This window comes from Actinoplanes sp. NPDC048967, from assembly GCF_040649415.1.
GTDB lineage: Bacteria > Actinomycetota > Actinomycetes > Mycobacteriales > Micromonosporaceae > Actinoplanes.
Genome location: NZ_JBEZFL010000011.1, coordinates 231322 through 255624 on the forward strand (window position 1 = coordinate 231322; position 24303 = coordinate 255624).

At 72.9% G+C, this 24303-nt stretch carries 21 protein-coding genes and 2 pseudogenes; 11 read left to right on the forward strand and 12 right to left on the reverse strand.

Features of this window, described 5'->3' with window-relative positions:
- Window positions 1–359: 359 nt before the first annotated feature.
- Window positions 360–635 (forward strand): annotated as a pseudogene (locus AB0C12_RS37470) (phosphatase PAP2 family protein); the annotation flags it as partial.
- Between the two features lie 54 nt (window positions 636–689).
- Here AB0C12_RS37470 and AB0C12_RS37475 read toward each other — a convergent pair.
- Window positions 690–1373 carry a response regulator transcription factor gene (locus AB0C12_RS37475; protein ID WP_360555178.1) on the reverse strand — a complete coding sequence of 228 codons (684 nt, stop codon included), beginning with the start codon at window positions 1371–1373 and terminating at the stop codon, window positions 690–692.
- A gap of 7 nt (window positions 1374–1380) precedes the next feature.
- Window positions 1381–2748, reverse strand: coding sequence for a histidine kinase (locus AB0C12_RS37480; protein ID WP_360555180.1), 1368 nt, complete (start codon window positions 2746–2748; stop codon window positions 1381–1383).
- Window positions 2749–2907: 159 nt separating this feature from the next.
- Between AB0C12_RS37480 and AB0C12_RS37485 the strand changes: the two genes are divergently transcribed.
- The 7 genes from AB0C12_RS37485 (at window position 2908) to AB0C12_RS37515 (ending at window position 12153) form a co-directional block, all read left to right on the forward strand.
- Window positions 2908–3756, forward strand: a complete 849-nt coding sequence (locus tag AB0C12_RS37485) for a MurR/RpiR family transcriptional regulator (protein WP_360555182.1) — start codon at window positions 2908–2910, stop codon at window positions 3754–3756.
- 11 nt (window positions 3757–3767) lie between these two features.
- Window positions 3768–5438 (forward strand): urocanate hydratase, encoded by a 1671-nt coding sequence (gene hutU, locus AB0C12_RS37490; protein ID WP_360555184.1) that lies wholly within the window; start codon window positions 3768–3770, stop codon window positions 5436–5438.
- Complete coding sequence (locus AB0C12_RS37495) at window positions 5435–6613, forward strand: allantoate amidohydrolase (protein ID WP_360555186.1); 1179 nt, start codon at window positions 5435–5437, stop codon at window positions 6611–6613. Before hutU ends, AB0C12_RS37495 begins: the two co-directional genes overlap by 4 nt.
- Entirely contained in the window at window positions 6610–7893 is a 1284-nt protein-coding gene (locus AB0C12_RS37500; RefSeq protein ID WP_360555188.1) for a formimidoylglutamate deiminase, read from the forward strand. The genes AB0C12_RS37495 and AB0C12_RS37500 overlap by 4 nt, the downstream gene beginning before the upstream one ends.
- Entirely contained in the window at window positions 7890–9152 is a 1263-nt protein-coding gene (gene hutI, locus AB0C12_RS37505; protein ID WP_360555190.1) for an imidazolonepropionase, read from the forward strand. Before AB0C12_RS37500 ends, hutI begins: the two co-directional genes overlap by 4 nt.
- Window positions 9149–10684, forward strand: a complete 1536-nt coding sequence (hutH, locus tag AB0C12_RS37510; RefSeq protein WP_360555192.1) for a histidine ammonia-lyase — start codon at window positions 9149–9151, stop codon at window positions 10682–10684. The genes hutI and hutH overlap by 4 nt, the downstream gene beginning before the upstream one ends.
- A 155-nt stretch (window positions 10685–10839) precedes the next feature.
- On the forward strand, window positions 10840–12153 hold the full coding sequence (locus AB0C12_RS37515; protein WP_360555194.1) for an FAD-dependent monooxygenase: 1314 nt from the start codon (window positions 10840–10842) through the stop codon (window positions 12151–12153).
- Here the strand turns inward: AB0C12_RS37515 and AB0C12_RS37520 are convergent.
- From AB0C12_RS37520 to AB0C12_RS37540, 5 genes are all read right to left on the reverse strand, one after another.
- Window positions 12150–13409, reverse strand: coding sequence for a hypothetical protein (locus AB0C12_RS37520; RefSeq protein WP_360555196.1), 1260 nt, complete (start codon window positions 13407–13409; stop codon window positions 12150–12152). The genes AB0C12_RS37515 and AB0C12_RS37520 overlap by 4 nt on opposite strands.
- A 15-nt stretch (window positions 13410–13424) precedes the next feature.
- Entirely contained in the window at window positions 13425–14039 is a 615-nt protein-coding gene (rdgB, locus tag AB0C12_RS37525) for an RdgB/HAM1 family non-canonical purine NTP pyrophosphatase (protein WP_360555198.1), read from the reverse strand.
- Window positions 14036–14764 carry a ribonuclease PH gene (gene rph, locus AB0C12_RS37530; protein WP_360555199.1) on the reverse strand — a complete coding sequence of 243 codons (729 nt, stop codon included), beginning with the start codon at window positions 14762–14764 and terminating at the stop codon, window positions 14036–14038. The genes rdgB and rph overlap by 4 nt, the downstream gene beginning before the upstream one ends.
- A gap of 24 nt (window positions 14765–14788) precedes the next feature.
- Complete coding sequence (locus AB0C12_RS37535) at window positions 14789–16045, reverse strand: glycosyltransferase (RefSeq protein WP_360555201.1); 1257 nt, start codon at window positions 16043–16045, stop codon at window positions 14789–14791.
- A 61-nt stretch (window positions 16046–16106) separates the two neighbouring features.
- Window positions 16107–16853 (reverse strand): MBL fold metallo-hydrolase, encoded by a 747-nt coding sequence (locus AB0C12_RS37540; RefSeq protein ID WP_360555203.1) that lies wholly within the window; start codon window positions 16851–16853, stop codon window positions 16107–16109.
- A gap of 334 nt (window positions 16854–17187) precedes the next feature.
- Here AB0C12_RS37540 and AB0C12_RS37545 point away from each other — a divergent pair, with 334 nt between their 5' ends.
- Window positions 17188–17577, forward strand: coding sequence for a hypothetical protein (locus tag AB0C12_RS37545; RefSeq protein WP_360555205.1), 390 nt, complete (start codon window positions 17188–17190; stop codon window positions 17575–17577).
- A 171-nt stretch (window positions 17578–17748) separates the two neighbouring features.
- Here the strand turns inward: AB0C12_RS37545 and AB0C12_RS37550 are convergent, their stop codons facing one another.
- From AB0C12_RS37550 to AB0C12_RS37560, 3 genes and pseudogenes are all read right to left on the reverse strand, one after another.
- A complete protein-coding gene (locus tag AB0C12_RS37550) occupies window positions 17749–18714 on the reverse strand; it encodes a cysteine synthase (RefSeq protein WP_360555206.1) in 966 nt (321 codons plus the stop codon).
- A gap of 9 nt (window positions 18715–18723) precedes the next feature.
- On the reverse strand, window positions 18724–19041 hold the full coding sequence (locus tag AB0C12_RS37555) for a MoaD/ThiS family protein (RefSeq protein ID WP_360555208.1): 318 nt from the start codon (window positions 19039–19041) through the stop codon (window positions 18724–18726).
- 67 nt (window positions 19042–19108) lie between these two features.
- A pseudogene (locus AB0C12_RS37560) lies at window positions 19109–19611 on the reverse strand (M67 family metallopeptidase).
- A gap of 88 nt (window positions 19612–19699) precedes the next feature.
- Between AB0C12_RS37560 and AB0C12_RS37565 the strand changes: the two are divergent.
- Window positions 19700–20563, forward strand: a complete 864-nt coding sequence (locus AB0C12_RS37565; RefSeq protein ID WP_360555210.1) for an aldo/keto reductase — start codon at window positions 19700–19702, stop codon at window positions 20561–20563.
- Here AB0C12_RS37565 and AB0C12_RS37570 read toward each other — a convergent pair.
- Both AB0C12_RS37570 and clpS read right to left on the reverse strand, forming a co-directional pair.
- On the reverse strand, window positions 20560–21069 hold the full coding sequence (locus tag AB0C12_RS37570) for a DUF2017 domain-containing protein (protein WP_360555212.1): 510 nt from the start codon (window positions 21067–21069) through the stop codon (window positions 20560–20562). The two genes, AB0C12_RS37565 and AB0C12_RS37570, sit on opposite strands and share 4 nt — an antisense overlap.
- 20 nt (window positions 21070–21089) lie before the next feature.
- Complete coding sequence (clpS, locus tag AB0C12_RS37575; RefSeq protein ID WP_212992473.1) at window positions 21090–21380, reverse strand: ATP-dependent Clp protease adapter ClpS; 291 nt, start codon at window positions 21378–21380, stop codon at window positions 21090–21092.
- Window positions 21381–21708: 328 nt separating this feature from the next.
- Between clpS and AB0C12_RS37580 the strand changes: the two genes are divergently transcribed.
- Complete coding sequence (locus AB0C12_RS37580; RefSeq protein ID WP_360555214.1) at window positions 21709–24300, forward strand: LuxR C-terminal-related transcriptional regulator; 2592 nt, start codon at window positions 21709–21711, stop codon at window positions 24298–24300.
- Window positions 24301–24303: the final 3 nt, after the last annotated feature.

The window sequence follows — 24303 nt, forward strand, 5'->3', positions numbered from 1 at the left end:
GTTCGGCTCGGGTGCCCGGGCATTCCCACTTCTACGTTCGGTCCATGGAACGAGAACGGCGAAAGATGACCCCGGCCGGTCGGTTATGGGCCGCGATGGGGATGCTGAGTGTTGCCGCTGGTGTGATCGCCTGGCTCTCCCCCGGCGGGCTGGGCGAGGCGGGAGCGGTCGCGGTGACGAGCGGAGTCTCGGCGTCGGTGTATCGGTCACTGACCGGGATGATGACGGACGCACCGTCCTGGCTCGGCCCGGTGCTGGAGGTCGCCGGCGAGGGGATTCCGGTGATTCTCGGAGTGCTGTTGGTGGGGAAGTGGTGGACAGCGATCCGCCGCCACGACACCCGCAGAGCTGTCGAAGCCATGCTCGTCGGAGTCAGCACCGTCGCGGCCTACGCGGTCAGCGAAGGGATCAAGCTCGTGGTCGACGAGGAACGGCCATGTCGTGCGCTGCGCGCGACAGCCGACGCGATCGCCGAATGCCCAGGCGCCGGGGACTGGTCGTTCCCGAGCAATCACGCCACCCTGGCCGCCGGGTTCGCTGTCGGTCTGGCCCTGCTGTGGCCCCGGCTGGCTGGGGTCACGCTGGCGCTGGCCGCAGCGGCGGCGCTGTTGCGTGTCCTGGTCGGAGTGCATTACCCGCACGATGCGCTGGCCGGGGCGGTTCTCGGCGGCGCGACGGTGGCAGCGGTGTCATGCCTGGCGGGACTGTGGCGGGGGAACGATTCCGGCCTCGTGAGCCATGACCGCGGCGGCGGCCCGGTTGTCCACGCCCAGGCGTCCCAGGATGGAACTCACGTGGGCCTTCACCGTTCCCTCCACCACATGCAGTCGCCGGGCGATCCGGCCGTTGGACAGCCCGCTGCCGAGCAGGGCCAGCACCTCGCGTTCCCGGGCGGTGAGCGCCTCGACCCGGTCCCGGGCGGCGGAGCGCCGGCCGGCCAGGACGCCCGCGCCCGTCGCCGCCAGGTGCGCGACGACTCTGGCGGCGACCTTCGGTGACAGGTAGGCGGCGCCCTCGGCCACCGCACGAACCCCGGCGATGAGTTCCTCGGGCTCGCCCGACTTGATCAAGAAGCCGGTGGCGCCGCCGCCGAGGGCCTTCAGGATGTAGTCGTCCTCACCGAAGGTCGTCAGGATGATGACGCCGGTGGCCGGCACCGCGCTGCGGATCTCCGCCGCAGCCTCGATGCCGTTGATTCCGGGCATGCGGATGTCGAGGACGGCCACCGCGGGACGGTGGCGACGAGCCAGTTCCACGGCGTCGCGCCCGTTGCCGGCCTCGGCGACGACGTCGATGTCCGGGTCCGTGGCCAGCACGGCGCGGACCCCGGCACGGATCATCGGCTCGTCATCGGCGATCAGCACCCGGATCATCGAACGCTCACGGGGTGAGCGTGTCGAGGGACACCAGCGTGTCCTTCCGGAAGCAGAGCCGGTAGGCGTCGCCGGATCGGTCGTCGAACCGGTCGGCCGTCATCGCGTAGTACTCGCACCTGAGGTCGTCTCCCGTCGGCTCGGCGGTCAGCGGCCGGTGGTTCGTCTGCCGGTCCGGCAGTACGTGCGCGAGCTCGGAACGATTCTGTCCCACGCGCAGGCGCGCATAGTCGCCCGGATCCAGGACCGCTTGCGACGCCGACCGCATTTCCCACCCCATGAGTGCTCCGCTCAGCAACGCTCCTACCACCAGGGGCACCATGACGGCGGCCGCCAGGACCCGGCCGGCCCGGTGCCGAGCCCGCCGATGTTCGGGCCGCAGTTCACCGCCCGCGGCCGGGGAAGCGGCGGTGCTGGGCGCGGGAAGCTGCGATGGCAGAGCGTGCGGAATCGTCGCGACAACCTCGAAGCCGCCGTTGCTCGGGCCGTACCGGAAAGAGCCGCCGGCCAGCCGCACGTGTTCGGCGAGTCCGATGAGGCCACGGCCTCCGCCTGACGGGCGGACAGCGGTCGTGAGCGATGGCAGGCTGTTCTCCACGACTACTGTTGTCGCCGAAGGCGTATGCGTCACGCGGATGGCCGCTTTCGCGTCGGGTGCGTGCTTGGCCACGTTGGTCAGTGCCTCTTGTACAACACGCTGAACAGCGCGTTCGACCGCCCGGGAGAGACCGCCCGGCTCGCCGTCGACATGCAGCTCGACCGCGAGCCCGGACGCGGACGCCTCGGCTGCCAGCTGCGCGAGCCCGGGCCCGGTCGGCCGCGTGGGCGCTTCTTCGTTCTCCTCGCGGAGGACACCGATCACCTCTGCGAGCCGCTCCACCGCAGCCGCCGCCCGGGCTCTGATGTCTCCGGCGGCCTGCCGGTGGTGGTCTTCGAGCCCCGGCGCGAGCTTCAGAGCGCCGGCCGACAGCGCGATCAGGCTGAGGTCATGACCGAGCACGTCATGCATGTCCATCGCGATGCGGGCCCGCTCGCGCAGCCGGGCCTGGTCGGCGACGAGCCGTTGCTCGCGCTGCAACTGCGCGGCCCGTTCCCAACCGGCCCGGCCGAGTTCCTGATACTGCCGCCAGAACCGGCCGGCGAACCAGGGCAGCATCGTGGCGAGCACCACGACCGCCACAAACCGGCTCCCCCAGGGCAGCCAGGCCGGCACGACGGACAGCAGCAGCACACCGGCCGAGAGCAGGGCGACCAGAGCAAACACCGTCGAACGGGCCCGTCCCGGTCGTCGTCCCGCCAGGAACGCGGCGACCGCGGCGGGCACAGCCCACCAGAGGCTCACCACGCTCAGACCGGCAAGCAGCGCCGCAGCCACGGTCAGGAGACTTCCTGGATCAAGAGTGCGCCGGGACCCGGCCGGTCGTGGCTTCACGGAGGCGACGGTACGGACATCGCCGGTCGTTCGACACTGCCGAAAGACCAATATCGGCGACAGGACTAGCGCTCTGAAAGTTTTCATGCATACTCTGCTTGGGTGAATGACGGAGCGGCCAGAACGGCCGAGCGGGTGGTGGATCTCTTCCAGGGCGCCCGGCTCACCCCGACGCAGCGGCGGATCGCGCACAGCCTCGTGCAGCACGCGCCCTCCGCCGCCTATCTCTCCGCCGCCGAGGTCGCCGAGCTGGCCGGGGTCAGCCAGCCGTCGGTGACCCGGTTCGCCATGGCCCTGGGCTACGCCGGCTATCCGGCCCTGCGGCGCGAGCTGCGCGCCCTGGTCGGGGTCGGCACCGCCCCCGCCGACAACGGGGACAACCCCGTGCAGCGGGCCCTGCGGGCCGAGACCCGGCATCTGGAACGCATGGCCGACCAGTTGAGCAGCCTCGACGCCGTGCAGCAGGCCGCCCGGCTGCTCGCGGCCAGCCGTCCGCTGCCGGTGCTGGGGCTGCGCGCCGCCGGACCGCTCGCGGCGTACTTCGGCTACTTCGCCGCCAAGGTGCAGCCGGACGTCCGGGTGCTCGACGACGGCGGCACGATGCTGCTGGATCGGCTCGATCAGGCCCGCGCGGCCGGCGCGACCGCGATGCTGGCGATTGTGCTGCCGCGCTATCCGCGGGAGACCCTGGAGGTGATCCGCGAGGCCGGGGCCGCCGGTCTGGCCGTCGTCGCGCTCACCGACTCGGCGGTGAGCCCGGCCGCCGCGCACGCCGACGTGGTGCTGCCCGCCCCGGTCGGCACCCAGCTGGTGTTCGACCTGCACACCGGCCCGATGGCCATGGCCATGGTGCTGCTCCAGGCGATGTGCGACGCCGCGCCCGAGCAGGCCCAGCGTCGCCTGGAGGAGTTCGAGGCGACCGCCTCCCGCCGCCACATCTTCGAAGCGTGAAGGAGTTCGGTATGTCAGTGCGAGCGCCACGGGGCACCACCCGTACCGCCAAGGGGTGGCCGCAGGAGGCCGCCAAGCGGATGTTGCTCAACAACCTCGACCCCGACGTGGCCGAGCGCCCCGACGACCTGGTCGTCTACGGCGGCACCGGGCGCGCGGCCCGGAGCTGGCCGGCGTTGCACGCGATCGTCCGGGAGCTGGACCTGCTGGCCGACGACGAGACGCTGCTGGTGCAGTCGGGCAAGCCGGTCGGGGTGTTCCGCACCCACGAGTGGGCGCCGCGGGTGCTGCTGGCCAACTCCAACCTGGTCGGCGACTGGGCGACCTGGCCGGAGTTCCGCCGCCTGGAGCAGCTCGGCCTGACCATGTACGGCCAGATGACCGCCGGCTCGTGGATCTACATCGGCACCCAGGGCATCCTGCAGGGCACCTACGAGACGTTCGCGGCCGTGGCGGCGAAGCGGTTCGGCGGCGACCTGGCCGGCACGTTGACGCTGACCGCCGGCTGCGGCGGCATGGGTGGCGCCCAGCCGCTCGCGGTCACCATGAACGGCGGCGTCTGCCTGATCGTGGACGTCGACGAGTCGCGGCTGCGGCGCCGGGTCAAGGACCGCTACCTCGACACGGTGGCGGCCGATCTGGACGACGCCGTCCGGCAGGCCGAGGCGGCCAGGCGGGACCGGCGGGCCGTCAGCATCGGGGTCGCCGGCAACGCCGCCGAGGTGTTCCCCGAGCTGCTCCGCCGGGGCGTGGCGATCGACATCGTCACCGACCAGACCAGCGCGCACGATCCGCTGAGCTACGTGCCGATCGGCATCGACCCGGGTGACGCCACCGACTACGCGGCCGCCAAGCCGGAGGAGTTCACCGACCGCGCCCGGGAGAGCATGGCCCGGCACGTCGAGGCGATGGTCGGCTTCCTCGACGCCGGGGCCGAGGTGTTCGACTACGGCAACTCCATCCGCGGCGAGGCCCAGCTCGGCGGCTACGACCGGGCGTTCGCCTTCCCCGGGTTCGTGCCCGCGTACATCCGGCCGCTGTTCGCCGAGGGCAAGGGGCCGTTCCGCTGGGCCGCGCTGTCCGGCGACCCGGCCGACATCGCCGCCACCGACCGGGCCGTGCTGGAGCTGTTCCCGGACAACGAGCCGCTGGCCCGGTGGATCCGGCTGGCCGGCGAGCGGGTCGCCTTCCAGGGGCTGCCGGCGCGGATCTGCTGGCTCGGCTACGGCGAACGCGACAAAGCCGGCGTGCGGTTCAACGACATGGTGGCGCGCGGCGAGGTCTCCGCTCCCCTGGTCATCGGGCGCGACCACCTCGACGCGGGGTCGGTGGCGTCGCCGTACCGGGAGACCGAGGCGATGCTGGACGGCTCGGACGCGATCGCCGACTGGCCGCTGCTCAACGCGATGATCAACACGGCGAGCGGGGCGAGCTGGGTGTCCATCCATCACGGCGGTGGCGTCGGCATCGGCCGGTCGATCCACGCCGGGCAGGTCTGTGTCGCCGACGGCAGCGCCCTGGCCGGGCAGAAGATCGAACGTGTGCTGACCAACGACCCGGGCATGGGCGTGATCCGGCACGTCGACGCCGGCTACTCCTCCGCCGCCGCGGCCTCCGTACACATCCCCATGCGGGAGCCGAGCCAACCCGCGGCGGAAAACCAAAAGGGAAAAACGCAGTGACCGCGGCCTTCCCGCGGCTCTGGGCCGAGATCGCGCCGATCGGCCTGGACCGGACCGGCGGTTATCTGCGGTACGCCCTCAGCGACCCCGAGCTGATCCTGCGCGACTGGTTCCGCAACCAGGCGGACCGTCGCGACATGACGGTCACCGACGACGGCAACGGCAACCTGTTCGCCTGGTGGGGCCGGCAGTGGGGGCCCGGCACCGTGCTGACCGGCTCGCACTTCGACTCGGTCCCGCACGGCGGCGGCTACGACGGCCCGCTCGGCATCGTCAGCGCGTTCCTGGCCGTCGACCGGCTCCGGGCCGCCGGCGTGACGCCTTCGCGGCCGATCGGCGTGGCCGCGTTCGTCGAGGAGGAGGGTGGCCGCTTCGGCCTGCCCTGCCTCGGTTCCCGGCTGCTGACCGGCGCGATCGACCCGGACGCCGCCGCCGCGCTGTGCGACGCCGACGGGGTGACCTTCGGCGAGGCGCTGGGCGGCCGCCCGGCCGGGGCGCTGCCCGCGCTGGCGAGCCGGGTCGGCGCCGTCGTGGAGCTGCACATCGAGCAGGGCCGGGCGCTGGAGGTGCCGGTCGGGGTCGCGAGCGCGATCTGGCCGCACGGCCGCTGGCGGCTGGACTTCACCGGTCACGGCGACCACGCCGGGACGACCCGGATGGCCGACCGGCACGACCCGATGCTGACCTTCGCGGCCACCGTGCTGGCGGCCAACGAGGAGGCCCGGCTGGCCGGGGCGCTGGCCACCATCGCCCGCGTCTCGGTGCAGCCCAACGCCACCAACGCGATCCCGTCGCTGGTGCGGGCCTGGCTGGACGCCCGGGCGGCGGACACCGCCACCATGGACCGGCTGGTCGAGACCATCGTCAAGCGGGCGGTCGACCGCGCGGCCGACGACGGTACGCAGGTCAGCGTCGAACCGGAATCAGCCTCCCCGGAGGTCGCCTTCGACACCACGCTGGCGTCCCGGCTGTCCACGTTGCTGGGCGGCGCACCGATTTTGCCGACCGGTGCCGGTCACGACGCCGGGGTGCTGTCCGCGCACGTGCCGACCGCGATGCTCTTCGTCCGCAACCCGACCGGCGTCTCGCACTCCCCGGCCGAGCACGCCACCGACGCCGACTGCGCGGCCGGCGTCGAGGCGCTGGCCACCGTGCTCGGGGAGCTCGCGGCATGACGTACTTCGCGCAGTACGCCTGGGTCGGCGGGACGGTCGCGCGTGATGTCCGCATCGAGATCGAGGACGGGCGCTTCGCCGCGGTCACCCCGGGCTCGGCGCCCACCGGCACCCTGCTGCCCGGGCTCGTGCTGCCCGGGCTGGCCAACGCGCACTCGCACGCGTTCCACCGGGCTCTGCGCGGTCGCACCCACGCTGACCGCGGCAGCTTCTGGACCTGGCGCGAGCTGATGTACGAGGTGGCCGGCCGGCTCGACCCGGACAGCTACTTCACCCTGGCCCGGGCGGTCTACGGCGAGATGGCCCTAGCCGGGATCACCTGCGTGGGCGAGTTCCACTACCTGCACCACGGCCCGGACGGCACCCCCTACGCCGACGCGAACGCGATGGGTCACGCGCTGATCGAGGCGGCCCGGGAAGCCGGCATCCGGATCACTCTGCTGGACGCTGTCTATCTGACGTCCGGCGTGGACGGCAAGCCGCTCGAAGGCGTGCAGCGCCGGTTCGGCGACGGCGACTACGACGGCTGGGCCGCACGTTTCGACGGACTACGCGCGTCCGCGGGCGTGAAGATCGGCGCGGCCCTGCACTCGGTACGGGCGGTGCCGGTCGACGGGATGGCGACGTTCGCGCACCGCACCGACGGGCTGCCGGTGCACGTCCACCTCTCGGAGCAGCGCGCCGAGAACGAGCAGTGCCAGGCCGTGCACGGCTGTTCACCGGCTGAGCTGCTCGACAGCATGGGCGTCTGGCAGCCCATGACGACCGCGGTGCACGCCACCCACCTGTCCCCCGCCGACCTGCGGATCCTCGGCGACCAGCACGTCTGCCTGTGCCCGAGCACCGAACGTGATCTGGCCGACGGCATCGGCCCGGCCCGGGCACTGGCCGACGCGGGCGCCCGGCTCAGCCTGGGCAGCGACAGCCAGGCGGTCATCGACCTCTTCGAGGAGGCCCGCGGCGTCGAACTCGACGAGCGGCTCGCCACCGAGCGCCGCGGTCACTTCACCGCCGCTGAGCTGCTGACCGCGGCCACGGCCACCGGTCACGCGGCGCTGGGCTGGGACGACGCCGGCACGATCGCGGCCGGCCGGCGCGCCGACCTGGTCGCGGTGTCGCTGGAGAGCGTGCGCACCGCGGGCGTCGACCCGGCCGGCCTGGTCTTCGCGGCCACCGCGGCCGACGTCACGCACGTGGTCGCGGACGGCCGGCTGATCGTGGACGGCGGCCGGCACACGGCATTCGATGTCCCGGCGGCGCTGCGGGAGGCCCTGACATGAGCGACAGCACCGGTGGTGGGCTTGCGGGCACAGGGCCGGAAGGGCACGCCGGAGCCCCCAGCACCGCACGCGAGCTCGCCGGTGCCCGGCCCGGCCGCACGGAGCCCGGCCGCAGCCTGCTGATCGGCGGCATCGGTGAGCTGGTCACCAACGATCCCGAGCTGGGCGTGCTGACCGACGCGGCGGTGGTCGTGGCGGGCGACCGGATCGCCTGGATCGGCCCGATGCGCGACGCGCCCGCGGCCGACGAGCGCCTCGACGCTGCCGGCGCCGCGGTCATCCCGGGCTTCGTGGACAGCCACGCCCACCTGGTCTTCGCCGGTGACCGGGCCGCGGAGTTCGCGGCCCGGATGAACGGCGAGCCCTACACCGGCGGGGGGATCCGCACGACGGTGGCCGCGACCCGGGCGGCGAGCGACGAGGAGTTGCTGGCCGCGGCGAGCCGGCTGGTCGGTGAGGCGCGGCGCCAGGGCACGACGACCATCGAGATCAAGAGCGGCTACGGCCTCAGCGTCGCCGAGGAGGCCCGGAGCCTGCGGATCGCCCGGCAGCTGACCGAGGAGACCACGTTCCTGGGCGCCCACGTCGTCCCGGCCGAGTACCGCGACGACCCCGACGGTTACGTGGCGCTGGTCGCCGGGGCGATGCTGACGGCTGCCGCGCCGTACGCCCGGTGGATCGACGTGTTCTGCGACCGGGGCGCCTTCGACGGCGACCAGACCCGGGAGGTCCTGACCGCCGGGGCGAAGGCCGGGCTGGGGCTGCGGGTGCACGCCAACCAGCTCACCGCCGGGCCGGGCGTACGGCTGGCGGTCGAGCTCGGTGCGGCCAGCGCCGACCACTGCACGCATCTCGATGACGCTGACGTGGACGCCCTCGCCGGTTCCGGGACGGTGGCGACGCTGCTGCCCGGGGCCGAGTTCTCGACCCGGTCGCCGTACCCGGATGCCCGCCGGCTGCTCGACGCCGGGGTGACCGTGGCGCTGGCGACCGACTGCAACCCCGGGTCGTCGTACACGTCGTCGATGCCGTTCTGCCTGGCTCTCGCCGTACGGGAAATGCGCATGACGCCCGCCGAGGCCCTCTGGGCCGCGACCGCGGGCGGCGCGCGGGCCCTGCGCCGCGACGACGTCGGCGTGCTGCGCCCCGGCGCCCGCGCCGACCTGGCCGTCCTGGACGCGCCCTCGTATCTGCACCTGGCCTACCGGCCCGGTGTCCCTCTGATCAGCACAGTGCTGCACAACGGAGTGCCCCAATGACCGTCTCAGTCGAACCCACCGGCATCAACCCCGCCGATGTCCTCGCCGTCGCCCGGCACGACGCCCGGGTCGAGCTCTCCGAGGCCACCTACGCGGCCATGGCCCGCAGCCGGGCCATCGTCGACACCATCGAGGCCTCCGGCCGCCCGGTCTACGGCGTCTCGACCGGCTTCGGCGCGCTGGCCAACACCTCCATCGCCCCGGAGCGCCGGGCCGAGCTGCAGCACGCGCTGATCCGCTCGCACGCCGCCGGCATCGGCGCGCCCATGCCCCGCGAGGTGGTGCGGGCGATGATGCTGCTGCGGGTGCGCTCACTGGCCCTGGGCCTGTCCGGGGTACGGCCGGTGCTCGCGCAGGGACTCGTCGACCTGCTCAACAACGACATCACCCCGTGGGTCCCCGAGCACGGCTCGCTGGGCGCCTCCGGTGACCTGGCACCGCTGGCCCACTGCGCGCTGGTGCTGCTCGGCGAGGGCTGGGTGCTGGGCAAGGACGGCTCCCGGATGGCCGCCGCCGATGCCCTGCACGGCACCGGCCTGCAGCCGCTGACGCTGGCCGCCAAGGAGGGCCTGGCGCTGATCAACGGCACCGACGGCATGCTCGGCATGCTGCTGCTGGCCATCGAGGACGCCCGGCATCTGTTCACCATGGCCGACGTGACGGCGGCGCTGGCGATCGAGGCGATGCTCGGCTCCGAACGGCCGTTCCTGCCGGAGCTGCACGCGATCCGGCCGCACCCCGGGCAGTCCGACTCGGCGGCCAACATCCACCGGCTGCTCCAGGACTCGGCGATCATGGACTCGCACCGTGACGACCTGGCCCACGCCGTGCAGGACGCGTACTCGATGCGCTGCGCGCCGCAGGTCGCCGGGGCCGCCCGGGACACGCTGGAGTTCGCGTGGACCACCGCCGGCCGCGAGCTGCGGTCCGTGGTCGACAACCCGGTCGTGCTCCAGGACGGCCGGGTGGAGTCCACCGGCAACTTCCACGGCGCGCCGCTCGGCTTCGCCGCCGACTTCCTGGCCATCGCCGCCGCCGAGGTCGGGGCGATCGCCGAGCGCCGGGTCGACCGGCTGCTCGACGTGACCCGCAACCGCACGCTGCCGCCGTTCCTGACCCCGGACGCGGGGGTCAACTCGGGCCTGATGATCGCCCAGTACACGGCGGCCGGGATCGTCGCGGAGAACCGGCGGCTCGCGGCGCCCGCCTCGGTGGACTCCCTGCCCACCAGCGGCATGCAGGAGGACCACGTGTCGATGGGCTGGGCCGCGACGAAGAAGCTGCGCACGGTCCTGGACAACCTGACCAGCCTGCTCGCCGTCGAGCTGCTGGCCGCGACGCGGGGCCTGCAGCTGCGGGCGCCGCTGAGCCCGTCACCGGCCGGCCGGGCGGCGGTCGCCGCTCTGGAGGGCTTCGCCGGGCAACCGGGACCGGACGTCTTCCTGGCCCCGGTGATGGAGCAGACCCGCGCGGTCGTCGGCGGCCGGGCCCTGCGCGCCGCGATCGAGGAGGCGATCGGGCCGCTGCTCTAGGTGTTCTGTCCGGTGAGGTTGGGGACGCGGCCGGCGGGTGGTCCGAGCGGCCGGATACCGGTGTTGTATCCGGCCGTTCGGACCGCGCCGCGAGGCGGAAGCTGGGCCCGGCGCAGGCCGTCATGACCGGCAGGACAGGCCCTAAGCTCTCCACCATGGACGGCACAGCGGTGGTCATCGGGGCCGGCATCGGCGGGCTCGCCGTCGCTCGGGTACTGAGCCGACGGTACGCGCGGGTCATAATCCTCGACCGGGACCTGCTGCCGGCCGACGGGGTGCCGCGGCGCGGCGTGCCGCAGAGCGCGCACGGGCACATCCTGCTGATCTCCGGACTGCGGGTGCTGACCGAGCTGTTCCCCGGCCTCGAGGACGCCCTGGCCGAGCAGGGTGCCAGCCGCATCGACCTGGGCTCCAGCCTGTGCAACTACCGGTTCGGCCGGCGCCGGGCCCGGATACCGACCGGACATCACTTCACCTCCGTGAGCCGCCCCCGGCTGGAGGCGATCCTGCGTGACCTGGTCGCCGCCGACCCGAACGTGACGATCCGCCACGGCGTCGCGGTCACCACGCTGGCCGGCTCCGCCGAGGCGGTCGCCGGGGTGGTGCTCGACACCGGTGAGACGATCGCCGCCGACCTGGTCGTGGACTGCTCCGGGCGCGGCAGCCGCTCCGACCGGTGGCTCGGCGACCTGGGCCTGCCGGCGCCCCGGCAGCTGGAGGTCAAGGTCGGCGTCGCCTACGCCACCCGCCTCTACCGGCGGGCGCCGGGGCAGCTGGAGGACTGGCAGGCGGCGTTCGTACTGCCTGACCCGCCGCGGGAGAAGCGGTCCGGGCTGGTCCTGCCGATCGAGGGCGACCGGTGGCTGGTGTCGCTCGGCGGCTGGCACGTCGGCTCGATGCCCACCGACCCGGCGGGCTTCGAGATCTACGCCAAGAGCCTGCCCGACCCGATCGTGGCGCAGCTGATCGCGGAGGCCGAGCCGCTCGACGACCCGGCGCCCATCCGCTTCCCGTCCAGCCGCCGCCGGCTCTTCGAGGAGCTCGACCGGCTCCCGGCGGGCCTGGTCACCGTCGGCGACGCCGTGTGCAGTTTCAACCCGATCTACGGCCAGGGCATGACAGTCGCCGCCATGGCGGCCGCCGCGCTCGGTGACACCCTGGACCGGCACGGTTCCGTCACGGCCGCCGCCGCCCGCGACTACTACCGGGCTGTCGCCGAGGTGATCGCCGTGCCGTGGCGCTTCGCGGTCGGCAACGACTTCTCCTATCCGGAAACCACCGGGCCGCGACCCCGCGGCGTCCGCTTCAGCAACTGGTACGCCCGGCGGCTGGCCGTCGCGACCCACGCCTCGCCCGAGCTGACCGACGTCTACCTGCGGGTGCAGCAGCTGCTGGCCCCGCCGACCGACCTGCTGCGGCCGGGCGTGGTCGCCAAGGTGCTGCGACTCGGCGGGCGGCGGGCCGCCTAACGCGGGATGGCCGTGCGGACCACCAGCACCCGGTCGGTGCTCTCGTCGTCGGTGAAGGCCCGCGCCAGGTAGAGCCAGTCGCCGTGCACCGCGGCCGCGTCGGCGTGACCGGCCGCGGTGGCCAGCGACCCGTCCGGCCGGATCTGCAGCACCTCGGTCGTGTCGGTGCCGACGTCGCGCCGCTTGCGGGACTGGACCAGCAGGTCACGTTGGCGGCCGGTGGCGTCGCCGGTCCAGTCGAACCTTCCCGGCAGGTCGTCGGCGCCGGTGCGGACGCTGGTCACGTACACGTTGCCGCGCTCGTCGGTCACCAGGCTCGCGTTGCTCTCGCCGCGCTGGCCGGTGCGGCTGCCCCGGAGCCAGACCGACGCCCGCGCCGCCGGGCCGCGGTCGGCGAACGGCTTCTCCGGATCGTCGACGGCACCGTCGAGGCCGCCGGCGGCGACGTTGCCGATCAGTTCGTGCGCGGAGCCGTCCGCGCGGACCGCGACGACGCTGCGCCGGCCCGGCGCAGCGAAGAGAGTGCCGTCGGCGCCGATCGCGATCGGGTCGTTCAGGCCGCCCTCCAGGGCGATCTGCGTGGCCGCGATGCCGTCCGGGAAACCGCCCTCCCGGGTACGCGCGGAGCGCCACTGCCGCGCGGTGAGCCCGGCCAGGTCCCGCCCCAGCACGGTTTTGATCTTGCCGCCGTCGACCGTACGGACCAGCTGGTGGGTCGTCGGGTCGTTGCGTTCCTCGGCGAAGTACATCCGGTTGTCCGGCCCGACCGCGACTCCGTGCAGATACCGCAGGTAGGCGCCCTCGGCAGCGGCACCGTCGGCCGGCGGCTTGCGGTCACCGCGGTAGGTATCGCGGTTGATGCCGAGCCGCTGGGTGGCCTTGCCCTCCGGCGTGATCTGCCAGACGCCGCCGTCGCCGTTCCACAGGGCGACGTAGACGGCACCGTCCGGGCCGGTCGTCATCTGGCTCACGTACTCGGCCCGGAAGCCGGGCACCGCCACATGGGACAGCTTGCCGTCCTGCACCGTCCACATGGTGGGGACCGCGTTGGTCTCGGTCAGCACCCGCAACGTGCCGGCCCGGTCCACCGTCATGTCCACGAGCCGGCCGTCGATGAACGCGTCCACGGCCGGGCCACCGTCGGCCTCGCCGCCGCCGGCCACCAGCTCCACCGTCTGCGCCGACGTGCTGCCCGGCGTGCATCCCGCAGCGGCCAGCACCAGTGCGGCCGCGACACCCATCCCCCGTTTGGTCACGGCGGCATAGTAAAGCTAGCGGGGAAGCTCCTTGGCAATGACCTTGGCCAGCTCGCGGAACGCCTTGCCGCGGTGGCTGATCGCGTCCTTCTCCTCGGCGCTCAGCTCCGCGTTGGTCCGGCTCTGGCCCTCGCCCAGGAAGATCGGGTCGTAACCGAAGCCGCCGGTGCCGCGCCGCGCGCGCAGGATCTGGCCGCGCTGCTTGCCCTCGACCAGGTGCTCGCGGCCGTTGGGCAGCACCAGCACGGCCGCGCAGACGAAGGCGCCGCCGCGGTGCTCGTCCGGGACGTCGCCGATCTGGGCCAGCACCAGATCGAGGTTGGCCTGGTCGTCGCCGTGGCCACCGGCCCAGCGGGCGCTGAAGACGCCGGGCATGCCGTTGAGCGCGTCCACGGCCAGCCCGGAGTCGTCGGCCACCGTCGGCAGACCGGTGCGCGAGGCACCCTCGCGGGCCTTGATCAGCGCGTTCTCGCCGAAGGTCAGGCCGGTCTCGGGCACGTCCGGGTAGTCCGGGAAGTCGCCCAGCCCGACCAGGTCGATGCCGCCGGAGCCGAGCGCGTTGTCGAGGATGCGCTGGAGCTCCACCAGCTTCTTCGGGTTCGCGGTGGCGAGCAGCAGGCGGGCGCTCACGACGCCAGCGCCTTCTGCTGGGCCGCCGCCAGCTCCGCGCAGCCCAGCACGCCCAGGTCGAGCAGCGCGTCGAGCTGGTCCCGGCGGAACACGTTGGCCTCGCCGGTGCCCTGCACCTCCACGAAGTCGCCGTCGCCGGTGCAGACCACGTTCATGTCCACCTCCGCGGCGACGTCCTCGAGATACATCAGGTCGAGGCGCGGCTCGCCGTCGATGATGCCGACGCTGACCGCCTGGATCGAGCGGTGCATCACCTTCTCGACCTTGCCGGCCAGCGACTTGCGGTCGGCCAGCCAGTTGACCGCGTCGTGCAGCGCGACGTAGGCGCCGGTGATGGCCGCCGTGCGGGTGCCGCCGTCGGCCTGCAGCACGTCACAGTCGAGCACGATGGAATTCTCACCGAGGGCCTTGAGGTCGATGCAGGCCCGCAGGCTGCGCCCGATCAGCCGGGAGATCTCCTGGGTGCGGCCGCCGACTTTGCCCTTGACGCTCTCCCGGTCGCCGCGGGTGTTCGTCGCGCGGGGCAGCATGGCGTATTCGGCGGTCACCCAGCCCAGGCCGGAGCCCTTGCGCCAGCGGGGCACGCCCTCGGTCACGCTGGCGGTGCAGAGCACCCGGGTGTCGCCGAATTCGACGAGCACCGATCCCTCGGGATGAATGCTCCACCGGCGGGTGAGGGTCACGGGTCGGAGTTGGCCGGGCTCTCGGCCGTCGGGTCGCGCCATGGGAAGAGCCTAGGCTGATCGCCGCTACAGCGCGTCGCCGGGTGCCGTCGCCCAGGCACTGGAGGCGACGGCGGCAACCGCCGGCACGGCCGGTCGCAGCGCCCGCTCCGGCCTGGGCTGCCGGGCCAGGACCGCTGAGCTGCGCGCCTGCGGCTGGGCGCCGTGGGCCCGCAGGAAACCGTCGACGGCTTGCGGCCAGCCGAACAGCTCGGCACGGGCCCGGGCGGCCGCCCGGCGCTCGCCCTCGGGACGCTCCATGAGGCTGCGCACCCCCTCGGCGAACGCTTCCGGGGTGCCGCGAACAGCCACACCGGCGTCCCCGACGACCTCGGGCAGCGCGCTCGCGGCGTTGACCACCACGGGTGTGCCGCAGGCCAGCGCCTCCAGCGCGGCGAGCCCGAAGGTCTCCACCGGGCCGGGCGCCACGGCCACGTCCGCGCTGGCCAGCAGCGCGGCGACGTCGTCACGGTCGGAGATGTGCCCGGCGAACCGCACCGGCAGCCGGGCCGCCCGGTAGGCCAGCGCGGCCCGGCGGGAGCCGTCGCCGGCCAGCGCCAGCACGGCGGGCACCTTGGCGGCGCGCAGCGCGGCGATGGTGTCGACGGCCAGCTCGGGACGCTTGTCGGCGGACAGCCGGCTGCAGTAGACGACCAGCAGCTCCTCCGGGCGGGCATAGCGGGCCCGGACGGCGGCGTCGGCCCGGCTCGGGTGGAACTGGCGCAGGTTGACGCCGAGCGGCACCTCGACCAGATTCGGCACGCCGAGGCGGCGGAACTCCGCCGCCGCGAAGGCGGTCGTGCAGACGATCTGGTCGAAGACCTCGGCCGTACGCCGGTTGAGCCGGTCGGCGAGCGAGTCGCGGTGCGGCATGCCCCAGACGCCCAGCAGGCCGGCCAGGGACTCGTGGGAGACCATCATCGAGCCCACCCCGCGCTCCCGGGCCCAGCGGCCGGTCCAGCGCAGGGTGGCCCGGTCGGAGACCTCGATGCGGTCCGGCTGCAGGCCGTCCAGCAGCCCGGTCAGCTCCCGCCGGCCGGCCAGCACGCGGTAGCCCCCGGTGCGCGGCACCCGGTGGCCGGGCAGCGTGATGACCCGGCCCTGCTCGGTCATCTCGTCGGAGCGCTCCCGCCCCGGCACGATCAGGATCGGCTCGTGGCCGGCCCGCAGATAGCCCTCGCCGAGGTTGCGCAGCGCGGTGCGCAACCCGCCCGAACGAGGTGAGACGAAGTTCGCCAGTCGGACGATACGCAGCTTGCGTTCACCCACTGATCGACCGGTCATGCAAGGCACTCCAAGGTCACTTCGAGGTCGGTGGTCCGCTCGTGCCGTCCCCTCGGCAAGCTCAGAGATCGTAGCGGGAACCGGGTCGCACGACCTCCACCGGACCCACGAACGCGGCGGACGCGGCCTCCACAGTAGAGGCCTCACTGCCCCAGGCGGGAACCAGATGGGTCAGCAGCAGTTTGCCGACGTCCGCCTTGGTGGCCGCCTCCCCCGCCTCCCCGCCGGTGAGGTGCAGGTCGGGCGGGTTGACCACGCCGTCGAGGTAACTCGCCTCACACAGGAACAGGTCCGCGCCCTGGGCCAGGCGCAACAGGGCGTCGCACGGCGCGGTGTCCGACGAGTACGCCAGCACCCGGCCGTTGTGCTCGACACGGACGCCGTACGTCTCGATCGGATGGTTGACGCGGTCGGCGGTCACGGTGAACGGGCCGATCGGGAACGTGCCCGGCTGCAGACCGTAGAACGTGTACACGTCGTCGACCGGCTCGTTCTCGGCACTGTAGGCAGCTGAGATGCGCTCGGCGGCGCCCATCGGGGCGTACACGGGCAGCGGCGGGAGCGGGCCGCCCGGGGCGTAGCGGCGCACCACCACGTAGGTGCACGCGTCCAGCATGTGGTCGCAGTGCAGGTGGGTCAGCATGATCGCGTCGACGGCGCCGATGCCCGCGTACCGCTGCAGGGCCGACAGGGAGCCGGACCCGAAGTCGATCAGCAGCCGGAACCCCTCCGCCTCCACGAGGTAGGCCGAACAAGCCGACTCGGGGCCGGGAAAACTGCCGGCACAGCCGAGAACGGTCAGTCGCATGCGGGTTCCTCTGGTTCACGCTCGGTCGTCCACTCGGCCAAGACCCATGCTCCTTGAAAGTCCTTTGCCCCCAGGAAACGGTCCTTGGTCGAGACGGCAGACCAGTCAATCACGCTGCGCAGCCTACGCCGGGGCCAGCACGTCGGCTAAATGTCTGATCGATTTGTCGCGAAATCGACAACGCAGGTCACACCGGTCGTGACCTGCATCATTATCCCATCCGTTACGCCACGTGAGTCGCATTCGTTGCACACCGTGAAGGACCACCAGGGTCAAACGGAGGAGCGCAGTGGCGACGACGGGCGTGCAGGAGCCGAGACGGACTCGGGTCCCGGTGCAGGACTCTCCGGCCCCGGACGTGGTCCCGTTCGGCTGGGAACCGGGTCCCGCCGACCTGATGGACGACATCGACGGCGAGGTCTACTTCCGCTTCCCCACCCCGGACGACCCGGCGCCGGGGACCCGGCGGCTGCTGGCCATGTCCCTGTACGCGTCGCTGCTGGGCCTGGCCGGCGTCGGTATCGGTATCCGCGGCCTGGTCTCGCAGATCGGCGGCGGGGTGCCCGGCTGGTACGTGCCGGTGCTGGCCTTTCTCGGCATGGTCAGCGTGGCCCTGTCGGTGGCAGCGTTTCTCTCCATCCACCGGCGGGTGCTGCCGTGGCTGTTGCTGCTGGCCGCGGCGCTGCCGCTGATCGCGGACATCATGCTCGCGGTGGCCTACTGAGCTCGTCGGCGCTGGGGCGGTGCTGGCCGCCCCCGTGCAGCGCTGGCCTGCCTGGCGCGGCCCTCGCCGCTCCCGCCGCTCCCGTGCAGCGCTCGCCCGCCCGGCGTGCGGCCCTCGCCCGCCTTGCGGGCGACTGAGCCGGCGGGACGGCAAAGCCGCCCCGCCGCGTGCTCAAGCCCAGAGCTGACCTTCGAGGGCGTCCTCGGCCTCGGCCAGCGTGCCGCCATAGGCACCGGTGGAGAGGTATTTCCAGCCGCCGTCGCAGACCACGAAGGCCACGTCGGCGCGCTGACCGGCCTTGACCGCCTCGTGCGCCACGGCCAGCGCCGCGTGCAGGATCGCGCCGCTGGAGAAGCCGGCGAAGATGCCCTCGACCTCGACGAGCTGCCGGGTGCGCAGCACCGCGTCGCGGGTGCCGACCGAGAAGCGCCGGCTCAGCACGGTCGCGTCGTAGAGCTCCGGGACGTAGCCCTCGTCGATGTTGCGCAGGCCGTAGACCAGCTCGCCGTAGCGCGGCTCGGCGGCGACGATCTGGATGCCTTCGACCTTTTCCCGCAGGTAGCGGCCCGTGCCCATCAGCGTGCCGGTGGTGCCCAGACCGGCCACGAAGTGCGTGATCGTCGGCAGGTCGTGCAGCAGCTCCGGCCCGGTCGTCTCGTAGTGGGCCCGGGCGTTGCCCGCGTTGCCGTACTGGAACAGCATGACCCAGTCGGGGTGCTCGGCCGCGATCTGCTTGGCCGTCGCGACCGCCTGGTTGGAGCCGCCCGCGGCCGGCGAGAAGATGATCTCCGCGCCGTACATCCGGAGCAGCTGGACCCGCTCGGAGGAGACGTTCTCCGGCATCACGCAGACCAGCCGGTAGCCGCGCAGCTTGGCCACCATGGCCAGGGAGATGCCGGTGTTGCCGCTGGTCGGCTCGAGGATGGTGTCGCCGGGGCGCAGCCGCCCGGACTCCTCCGCCTCCCGCACCATGTACAGGGCCGGGCGGTCCTTGATGCTGCCGGTCGGGTTGCGGTCCTCCAGCTTGGCCCAGAGCCGCACCGGCGGCGCCCCCTCGGGCACCGTCGGCGACAGCCGGGGCAGACCGACCAGCGGCGTGCCCCCGCAAGCGTCCAGCAGGCTCTCGTAGCGAGCCATGACGACGCCCTACCTGGTGCCGAGCAGGGCCGCCGCGGCAGCGAAGCCCAGGGCGCCGCCGGCCACGGCCGGCAGGATGGTGACGGAGTCGCCGTCGTTCAGCGGGGCGTCGAGCGCGCCCAGGAAGCGGACGTCCTCGTCGTTGACGTACACGTTGACGAAGCGGTGCAGGCCACCCTCGGGCGTGAGCAGCCGGCCCTTGAGACCCGAGTGCTTGGTGTCCAGGTCGTCGATCAGGCCGGAGAGCGTCGCACCGGAGCCCTCGACGACCTTCGAGCCGCCGGTGTAACTGCGCAGGATGGTGGGAACGCGAACTTCGATAGCCATGACTGTGATGCTCCTAGGAAAAGAGAAGTCGAGAGAGTTCGAGGGCAGGGTCTGCTGAGGTCGCGCGTCAGCGACACTCGTAGTAGACCGACGCGGGGCTCTGCCCGAACATGTACGACTGGACGGCGTAGCCGTCCGCACTCCCACTCACGCGTCCACCGTCGCATCCACGATGTTGACCTCTTCTTCGGTCACCACACCGTCCACGATACGGAACGAGCGAATCTCCTCGGAATCCGGCTCGCGGGTCGAGACCAGAAGGTAATGAGCGTCCGGCCAGCCGGCGATGTCGGCGTCCGTCCGGGAGGGGTAGGCCTCGGTCGCGGTGTGCGAGTGATAGATGACCACGGCTTCTTCGTCGTTGTCGTCCATCTCGCGCCAGACGCGGAGGTACTCCATCGAGTCGAACTCGTAGAAGGTCATGGACCGGGCCGCGTTGTCCATCGCGATGTGCCGCGTCGGCAGGTCGCTGCCGACGGGCCCGGCGACGACACCGCAGGCCTCGTCGGGGTGGTCCCGGCGGGCGTGGGCGACGATCGCGTCGACGATCGCGCTGTCGATGGTCAGCACGTTGTTCACATTACCGTGGCGCGGCGCCCGACCGGGCGTGGCAGTGCTCACGCGCGTACGGATCACCGCGTGGGGTAGGGGTGGGGGCATGAAGCAGCGATCAATCGGAAACGTCCAGGTCAGCGCCATCGGGCTCGGCGGCATGCCGATGTCCATCGAGGGGCGGCCCGACATCGACCGCTCGGTCCGTACCATCCACGCCGCACTCGACGCCGGGGTGACCCTGATCGACACGGCCGACGCGTACCACCTGCACGCCGACGAGGTGGGGCACAACGAGACCCTGATCGCCCAGGCGCTGGCGAGCTGGAGCGGTGACACCTCCGACGTGCTGGTCGCCACCAAGGGCGGCCACCTGCGTCCCGGCGACGGCTCGTGGACCGTCGACGGCTCCCCCGCGCACCTGCGGGAGGCGGTGGAGGGCTCGCTCAAGCGTCTCGGCGTCGACGCCATCGGCCTCTACCAGTTCCACCGGCCCGACCCGAAGGTCCCGTACGCGGACTCCGTCGGCACCCTGCGCGAGCTGCTCGACGAGGGCAAGATCAGGCTGGCCGGCATCTCCAACGCGAACGTCGAGCAGATCCGTCAGGCCCAGGAGATCCTCGGCGGCCGGCTGGTGTCGGTGCAGAACCAGTTCTCGCCCGCGTTCCGCTCCTCGGAGGACGAGCTGCGGCTCTGCGACGAGCTCGGCATCGCCTTCCTGCCGTGGTCGCCGCTGGGCGGGATCGCCAAGGCCGGGGAGCTGGGCAGCCACTTCGCCGGGTTCGCCCAGGTGGCCGAGGCCCACGGGGTCAGCCCCCAGCAGGTCACCCTGGCCTGGGAGCTGGCCAAGAGCGAGCACGTGATCCCGATCCCCGGCGCCAGCCGTCCCGAGTCGATCACCGACTCGGTGCGGGCGGCCGAGCTGACCCTCACCGACGAGGAACTGGCCCGGCTGGACCAGGCCGCCTAGGGCCGTTCCTCGATCTCCGGAAGGGCGTTGAGCAGGGACTCCTGGAGGTAACCGAGATAGGCGTAGACGGACAGCTGGAAGACCCGGCTCGACGCGGGGTCGCGCACCACGGCCTCGTCGAGCTCGTCACCGAGGTCGGTGTCGCCCTGGATGTCGAGCCGGGTCCCCATGGCCAGCCGGGCGTCGTTGATCGCCCGCAGCCAGGCCTCGGCCTCCTCGCCGTCCAGGCGCACCTCGCCGGGGCCGTCGTCGGGCAGCGCGGCGAGGATGGCCCCGGCCTGGTCGATCTTGCCGGTCTTGAGGTCACCCTCGGTGTAGAGGCGGAACTCGGCCGAGTCGTCGGGCCGGTCCGGGTAGATGTCCGGGAAGAGCCGGCCGACCACCGGATCGGTGTGGTCGAAGCCGTCCATGAGCAGGCCCACGACCTCACCGGCGACCTTGCGCAGCACGCGCACCTCGTCGATGGCGAAGGTGGCCACGCACTGGCTCCCGTTGCGTCGGAACATCGTTCAGTTCACCCGCCCACTCAACCGCGGTCCACCGTCGCCCACAAGCCGTAGCCGTGGAGTTGCGCAGCGTCCATTTCCATCCGTTCACGCGCGCCGCTGGACACGACCGCCTTGCCCTTGTTGTGCACGTCCATCATCAGCTGCTCGGCCTTGTCGTGGCTGTACCCGAAGATCTTCTGAAAGACCCAGGTCACGTACGACATGAGATTGACCGGATCGTCCCAGACGATGGTCACCCACGGCCGGTCATCAGCCGGTACCTCCTCGATCTGCGGCGTCTCTGCGGGAGCGACCTGAGGCAACGCCATGCCCCCCATCGTGCCACGCCGATTCGGGCGGGAGTCGAACCGAGCACGCCAGGCGCGCCGCAAGGGGTGGGATGGCGCAGCCCCGAGCCTGCGCCGCGCCCGCGGAAAACGCCGCTCACCGGCGCGAACAGCCGGTGGAACCGGCGGGGCGCCCGGACCCGCCCCGCCAGGCTGGGCCCGGGCAGTCACGCCGGCACCGCCGAACCGTATGGGACGGCAGCGGGGGCGGACAGATGCCTGATTACTCACCGTTTCATGCACTCTTACTCATTCTCGAACGTGGTACGGGCGGTGATGTGAAGGTGACGGATCTCGATATGCTGACCCGGTGGAGCACTGGGGATTCGTCGGTCGCGCCGACGAGTTGACCCGGCTCACGACCGTCGCCACCGCGGACACCGACCGCGGCCTCATCCTGAGCGGCAGCGCCGGCATCGGCAAGAGCAGGCTGCTGCACGAGGCCGTCGCCGCGCTGCCGGACGAGCATTACGCCGTCCACTGCGCCTCGGCGAACGTAGCCAGTTCCGGATTGCCGTTCGGCGGCCTGGCCCAGATCCTGCCCACTGACCCGCCGGCCGGGCTGTCCCCCGCCGGGCTGCTGCGCTGGGCGGTCGACGGGCTGCACGCCGACTCCGGCGACCGGCCGATGGTGCTCGCCATCGACGACGCCCACCTGCTGGATCCGCCGTCCGCCGCGCTGACCCACCTGCTGGTCCGCGAGGGCGCGACCCTGCTCGGCACGCTGCGCACGGCCGAGCCGGTGCCGTCCCCGATCAGCGCGCTGTGGACCGAGGGGCTGCTCAGCCACGCCGAGCTCGATCCGCTGACCGACGACGAGTCCCGCCAGCTGCTGACCGCGCTGGTGCGCGGGCCGGTCGAGCCGGGCTCCGCGCAGCGGCTCATCCGGCTGGGCGGCGGCAACCCGCTGCTGTTGCGCGAGCTGGTGCTCGCGGCGCTGAGCGGGGGCGAGCTGTCCGAGACGTACGGCTTCTGGCGCTGGACCGGCCGGCTCACCCTGGCCCCCAGCCTGGCCGACCTGGTCGGCGCCCGGATCGGCGGGCTCACCCCCGGCGTACGCGACGTGCTCGAGATGGTCTCGTTCGGCGAGCCGGTCGGGCTCACGCTGCTGATGCGGGCCGCCGCGGCCGCCGACGTGGAAGCCGCCGAGGAGCGCGGGCTGATCCGGATCGTCGCCGACGAGCGCCGCCGCGACGTACGCCTGGCCCACCCGCTCTACGGCGAGGTGGTCCGCCGCGGCTGCCCGGTCACCCGGTCCCGGCGGCTGCTCGGCACGCTCGCCGACCTGGTCGAGGGGGCCGGCGCCCGGCGCCGGGACGACCTGCTGCGGGTCGCGGTCTGGCGGCTCGACTCCGGTACGGCGCAGGACGGCACGCTGCTGCTGGACGCGGCCCGCCAGGCTTTCAACCGCTTCGACATCGACCTGGCCCGCCGCCTCGCCGCCGCGGCCCGCGATGCCGGAGCCGGCTGGGCCGCCGCCGAGCTGCTGGCCACGGTGCTGCTGTTCGCCGACTGCCCGGAGGAGGCGCTGACGGTCCTGGGCGCGGATCCGGACGACAGCGCCCGCCGGCTCACCGCGCGGGCCGCCGTGGAGTTCTTCGGGCTGGGCCGGGCCGAGGCGGCGGACACGCTGGCCGCGGCCCAGCCGGCCGACCCGGCCGAGCGGGCCCGGGTGCGGGCGTTCGAGGCGTTCATCCGGCTCCAGCTCGACGAGCTGCCGGCCGCCCGGAGCCTGGCCCGCGGCGTGCTCGAGGAGCCGGCCGCCGGGGTCGCCACCCGGGCGCTGGCCCGCTGCGTGCTGGCCTACCTGCTGGCCGCCGGCGGCGACCCGGACGGCAGCGCCGAGCTCATCGCGGCGGTCGAGGCCGACACGGCGGACTGGCGGCGCGACACCCCGACCCTGCAGTACGCCCTGCAGATGGCCGAGGGCACCCGGGTCAGTGTGGCCCTCGACCTGCCCGCCATCGACCGGATCCTGGCGGCCGAGTTCGCCCACCTGGCCCAGGCCGGCGGCTTCGGCTTCGGCTCCGGCTGGGTGTCGCTGCTGCAGGCCCAGGCGAGCCTGCTGCGCGGGCAGACCCACGAAGCCCTGCACGCCACCGAGCAGGCCTGCGCGTCGCTGGCCCCGGCCCGGGTGTACGACGGCAGCGCCCACTTCGCCCGGGCCAACGTGGCGGCGTTGCGCGGCGAGAGCACGATCGCCACCGAGTCCCTGGCCACCGCCGAGGCGGCCGCCGGCACCGCCGTCAGCCTCTACTACCCGTGGCAGGAGCAGGCCCGGGCGTGGACGCTGGTGAGCCAGGGCGAGCCGGCTGCCGCCGTACGGGTCGTGCAGCGTGCGGTGACCCGGCTGCGGGCCGACCACCTGCACGGTCAGGAGCTGCTCGCCCTCTACGACCTGGTCCGGCTCGGGCAGCCGCAGCTGGCCGCCGCCCGGCTCGGGGAGCTGGCGCCGCTGGTCGGCGGCCCGGCGACACCGCTGGTGGTCCGGCATGCGGCGGCCGCCGCGGCCGAGTCCGGCGAGGACCTGTTCGCGGTGGCCCGGGAGTTCGCCGTGCTGGGCTACCAGCTCTTCGCCGCCGAGGCCGCGGCCGGTGCGGTCCGGGTCTTCCGCACGGCCCGGGACCCGCGGGCCCTGGCCGCCAGCACGCTGATGGCCGACGTGCTGAGCCGCTGCGGTGCGCTGCGGACCCCGGCGCTGCTGGCGGTCCAGCCGGCGCTGACGGTCCGCGAACGCCAGGTGGCCGAGCTGGCCGCCGAGGGGGTCCGCAGCCGGGAGATCGCCGACCGGCTGTATCTGTCACCACGCACGGTCGAGAACCATTTACAGCGCGTCTACACCAAGCTGGGAGTCAACGGCAGGCTGGAACTTGCTCCGGCACTGCGCCTGCTCCCGCAATAAGGT

Coding starts and splice junctions, on each gene's coding strand:
- AB0C12_RS37475 (WP_360555178.1), bottom strand. CDS start 1,373: ATGATCCGGGTGCTGATCGCCGATGACGAGCCGATGATCCGTGCCGGG.
- hutU (WP_360555184.1), top strand. CDS start 3,768: ATGTCAGTGCGAGCGCCACGGGGCACCACCCGTACCGCCAAGGGGTGG.
- AB0C12_RS37500 (WP_360555188.1), top strand. CDS start 6,610: ATGACGTACTTCGCGCAGTACGCCTGGGTCGGCGGGACGGTCGCGCGT.
- hutI (WP_360555190.1), top strand. CDS start 7,890: ATGAGCGACAGCACCGGTGGTGGGCTTGCGGGCACAGGGCCGGAAGGG.
- hutH (WP_360555192.1), top strand. CDS start 9,149: ATGACCGTCTCAGTCGAACCCACCGGCATCAACCCCGCCGATGTCCTC.
- AB0C12_RS37515 (WP_360555194.1), top strand. CDS start 10,840: ATGGACGGCACAGCGGTGGTCATCGGGGCCGGCATCGGCGGGCTCGCC.
- rph (WP_360555199.1), bottom strand. CDS start 14,764: ATGGCGCGACCCGACGGCCGAGAGCCCGGCCAACTCCGACCCGTGACC.
- AB0C12_RS37535 (WP_360555201.1), bottom strand. CDS start 16,045: ATGACCGGTCGATCAGTGGGTGAACGCAAGCTGCGTATCGTCCGACTG.
- AB0C12_RS37540 (WP_360555203.1), bottom strand. CDS start 16,853: ATGCGACTGACCGTTCTCGGCTGTGCCGGCAGTTTTCCCGGCCCCGAG.
- AB0C12_RS37550 (WP_360555206.1), bottom strand. CDS start 18,714: ATGGCTCGCTACGAGAGCCTGCTGGACGCTTGCGGGGGCACGCCGCTG.
- AB0C12_RS37555 (WP_360555208.1), bottom strand. CDS start 19,041: ATGGCTATCGAAGTTCGCGTTCCCACCATCCTGCGCAGTTACACCGGC.
- AB0C12_RS37565 (WP_360555210.1), top strand. CDS start 19,700: ATGAAGCAGCGATCAATCGGAAACGTCCAGGTCAGCGCCATCGGGCTC.
- AB0C12_RS37570 (WP_360555212.1), bottom strand. CDS start 21,069: ATGTTCCGACGCAACGGGAGCCAGTGCGTGGCCACCTTCGCCATCGAC.
- clpS (WP_212992473.1), bottom strand. CDS start 21,380: ATGGCGTTGCCTCAGGTCGCTCCCGCAGAGACGCCGCAGATCGAGGAG.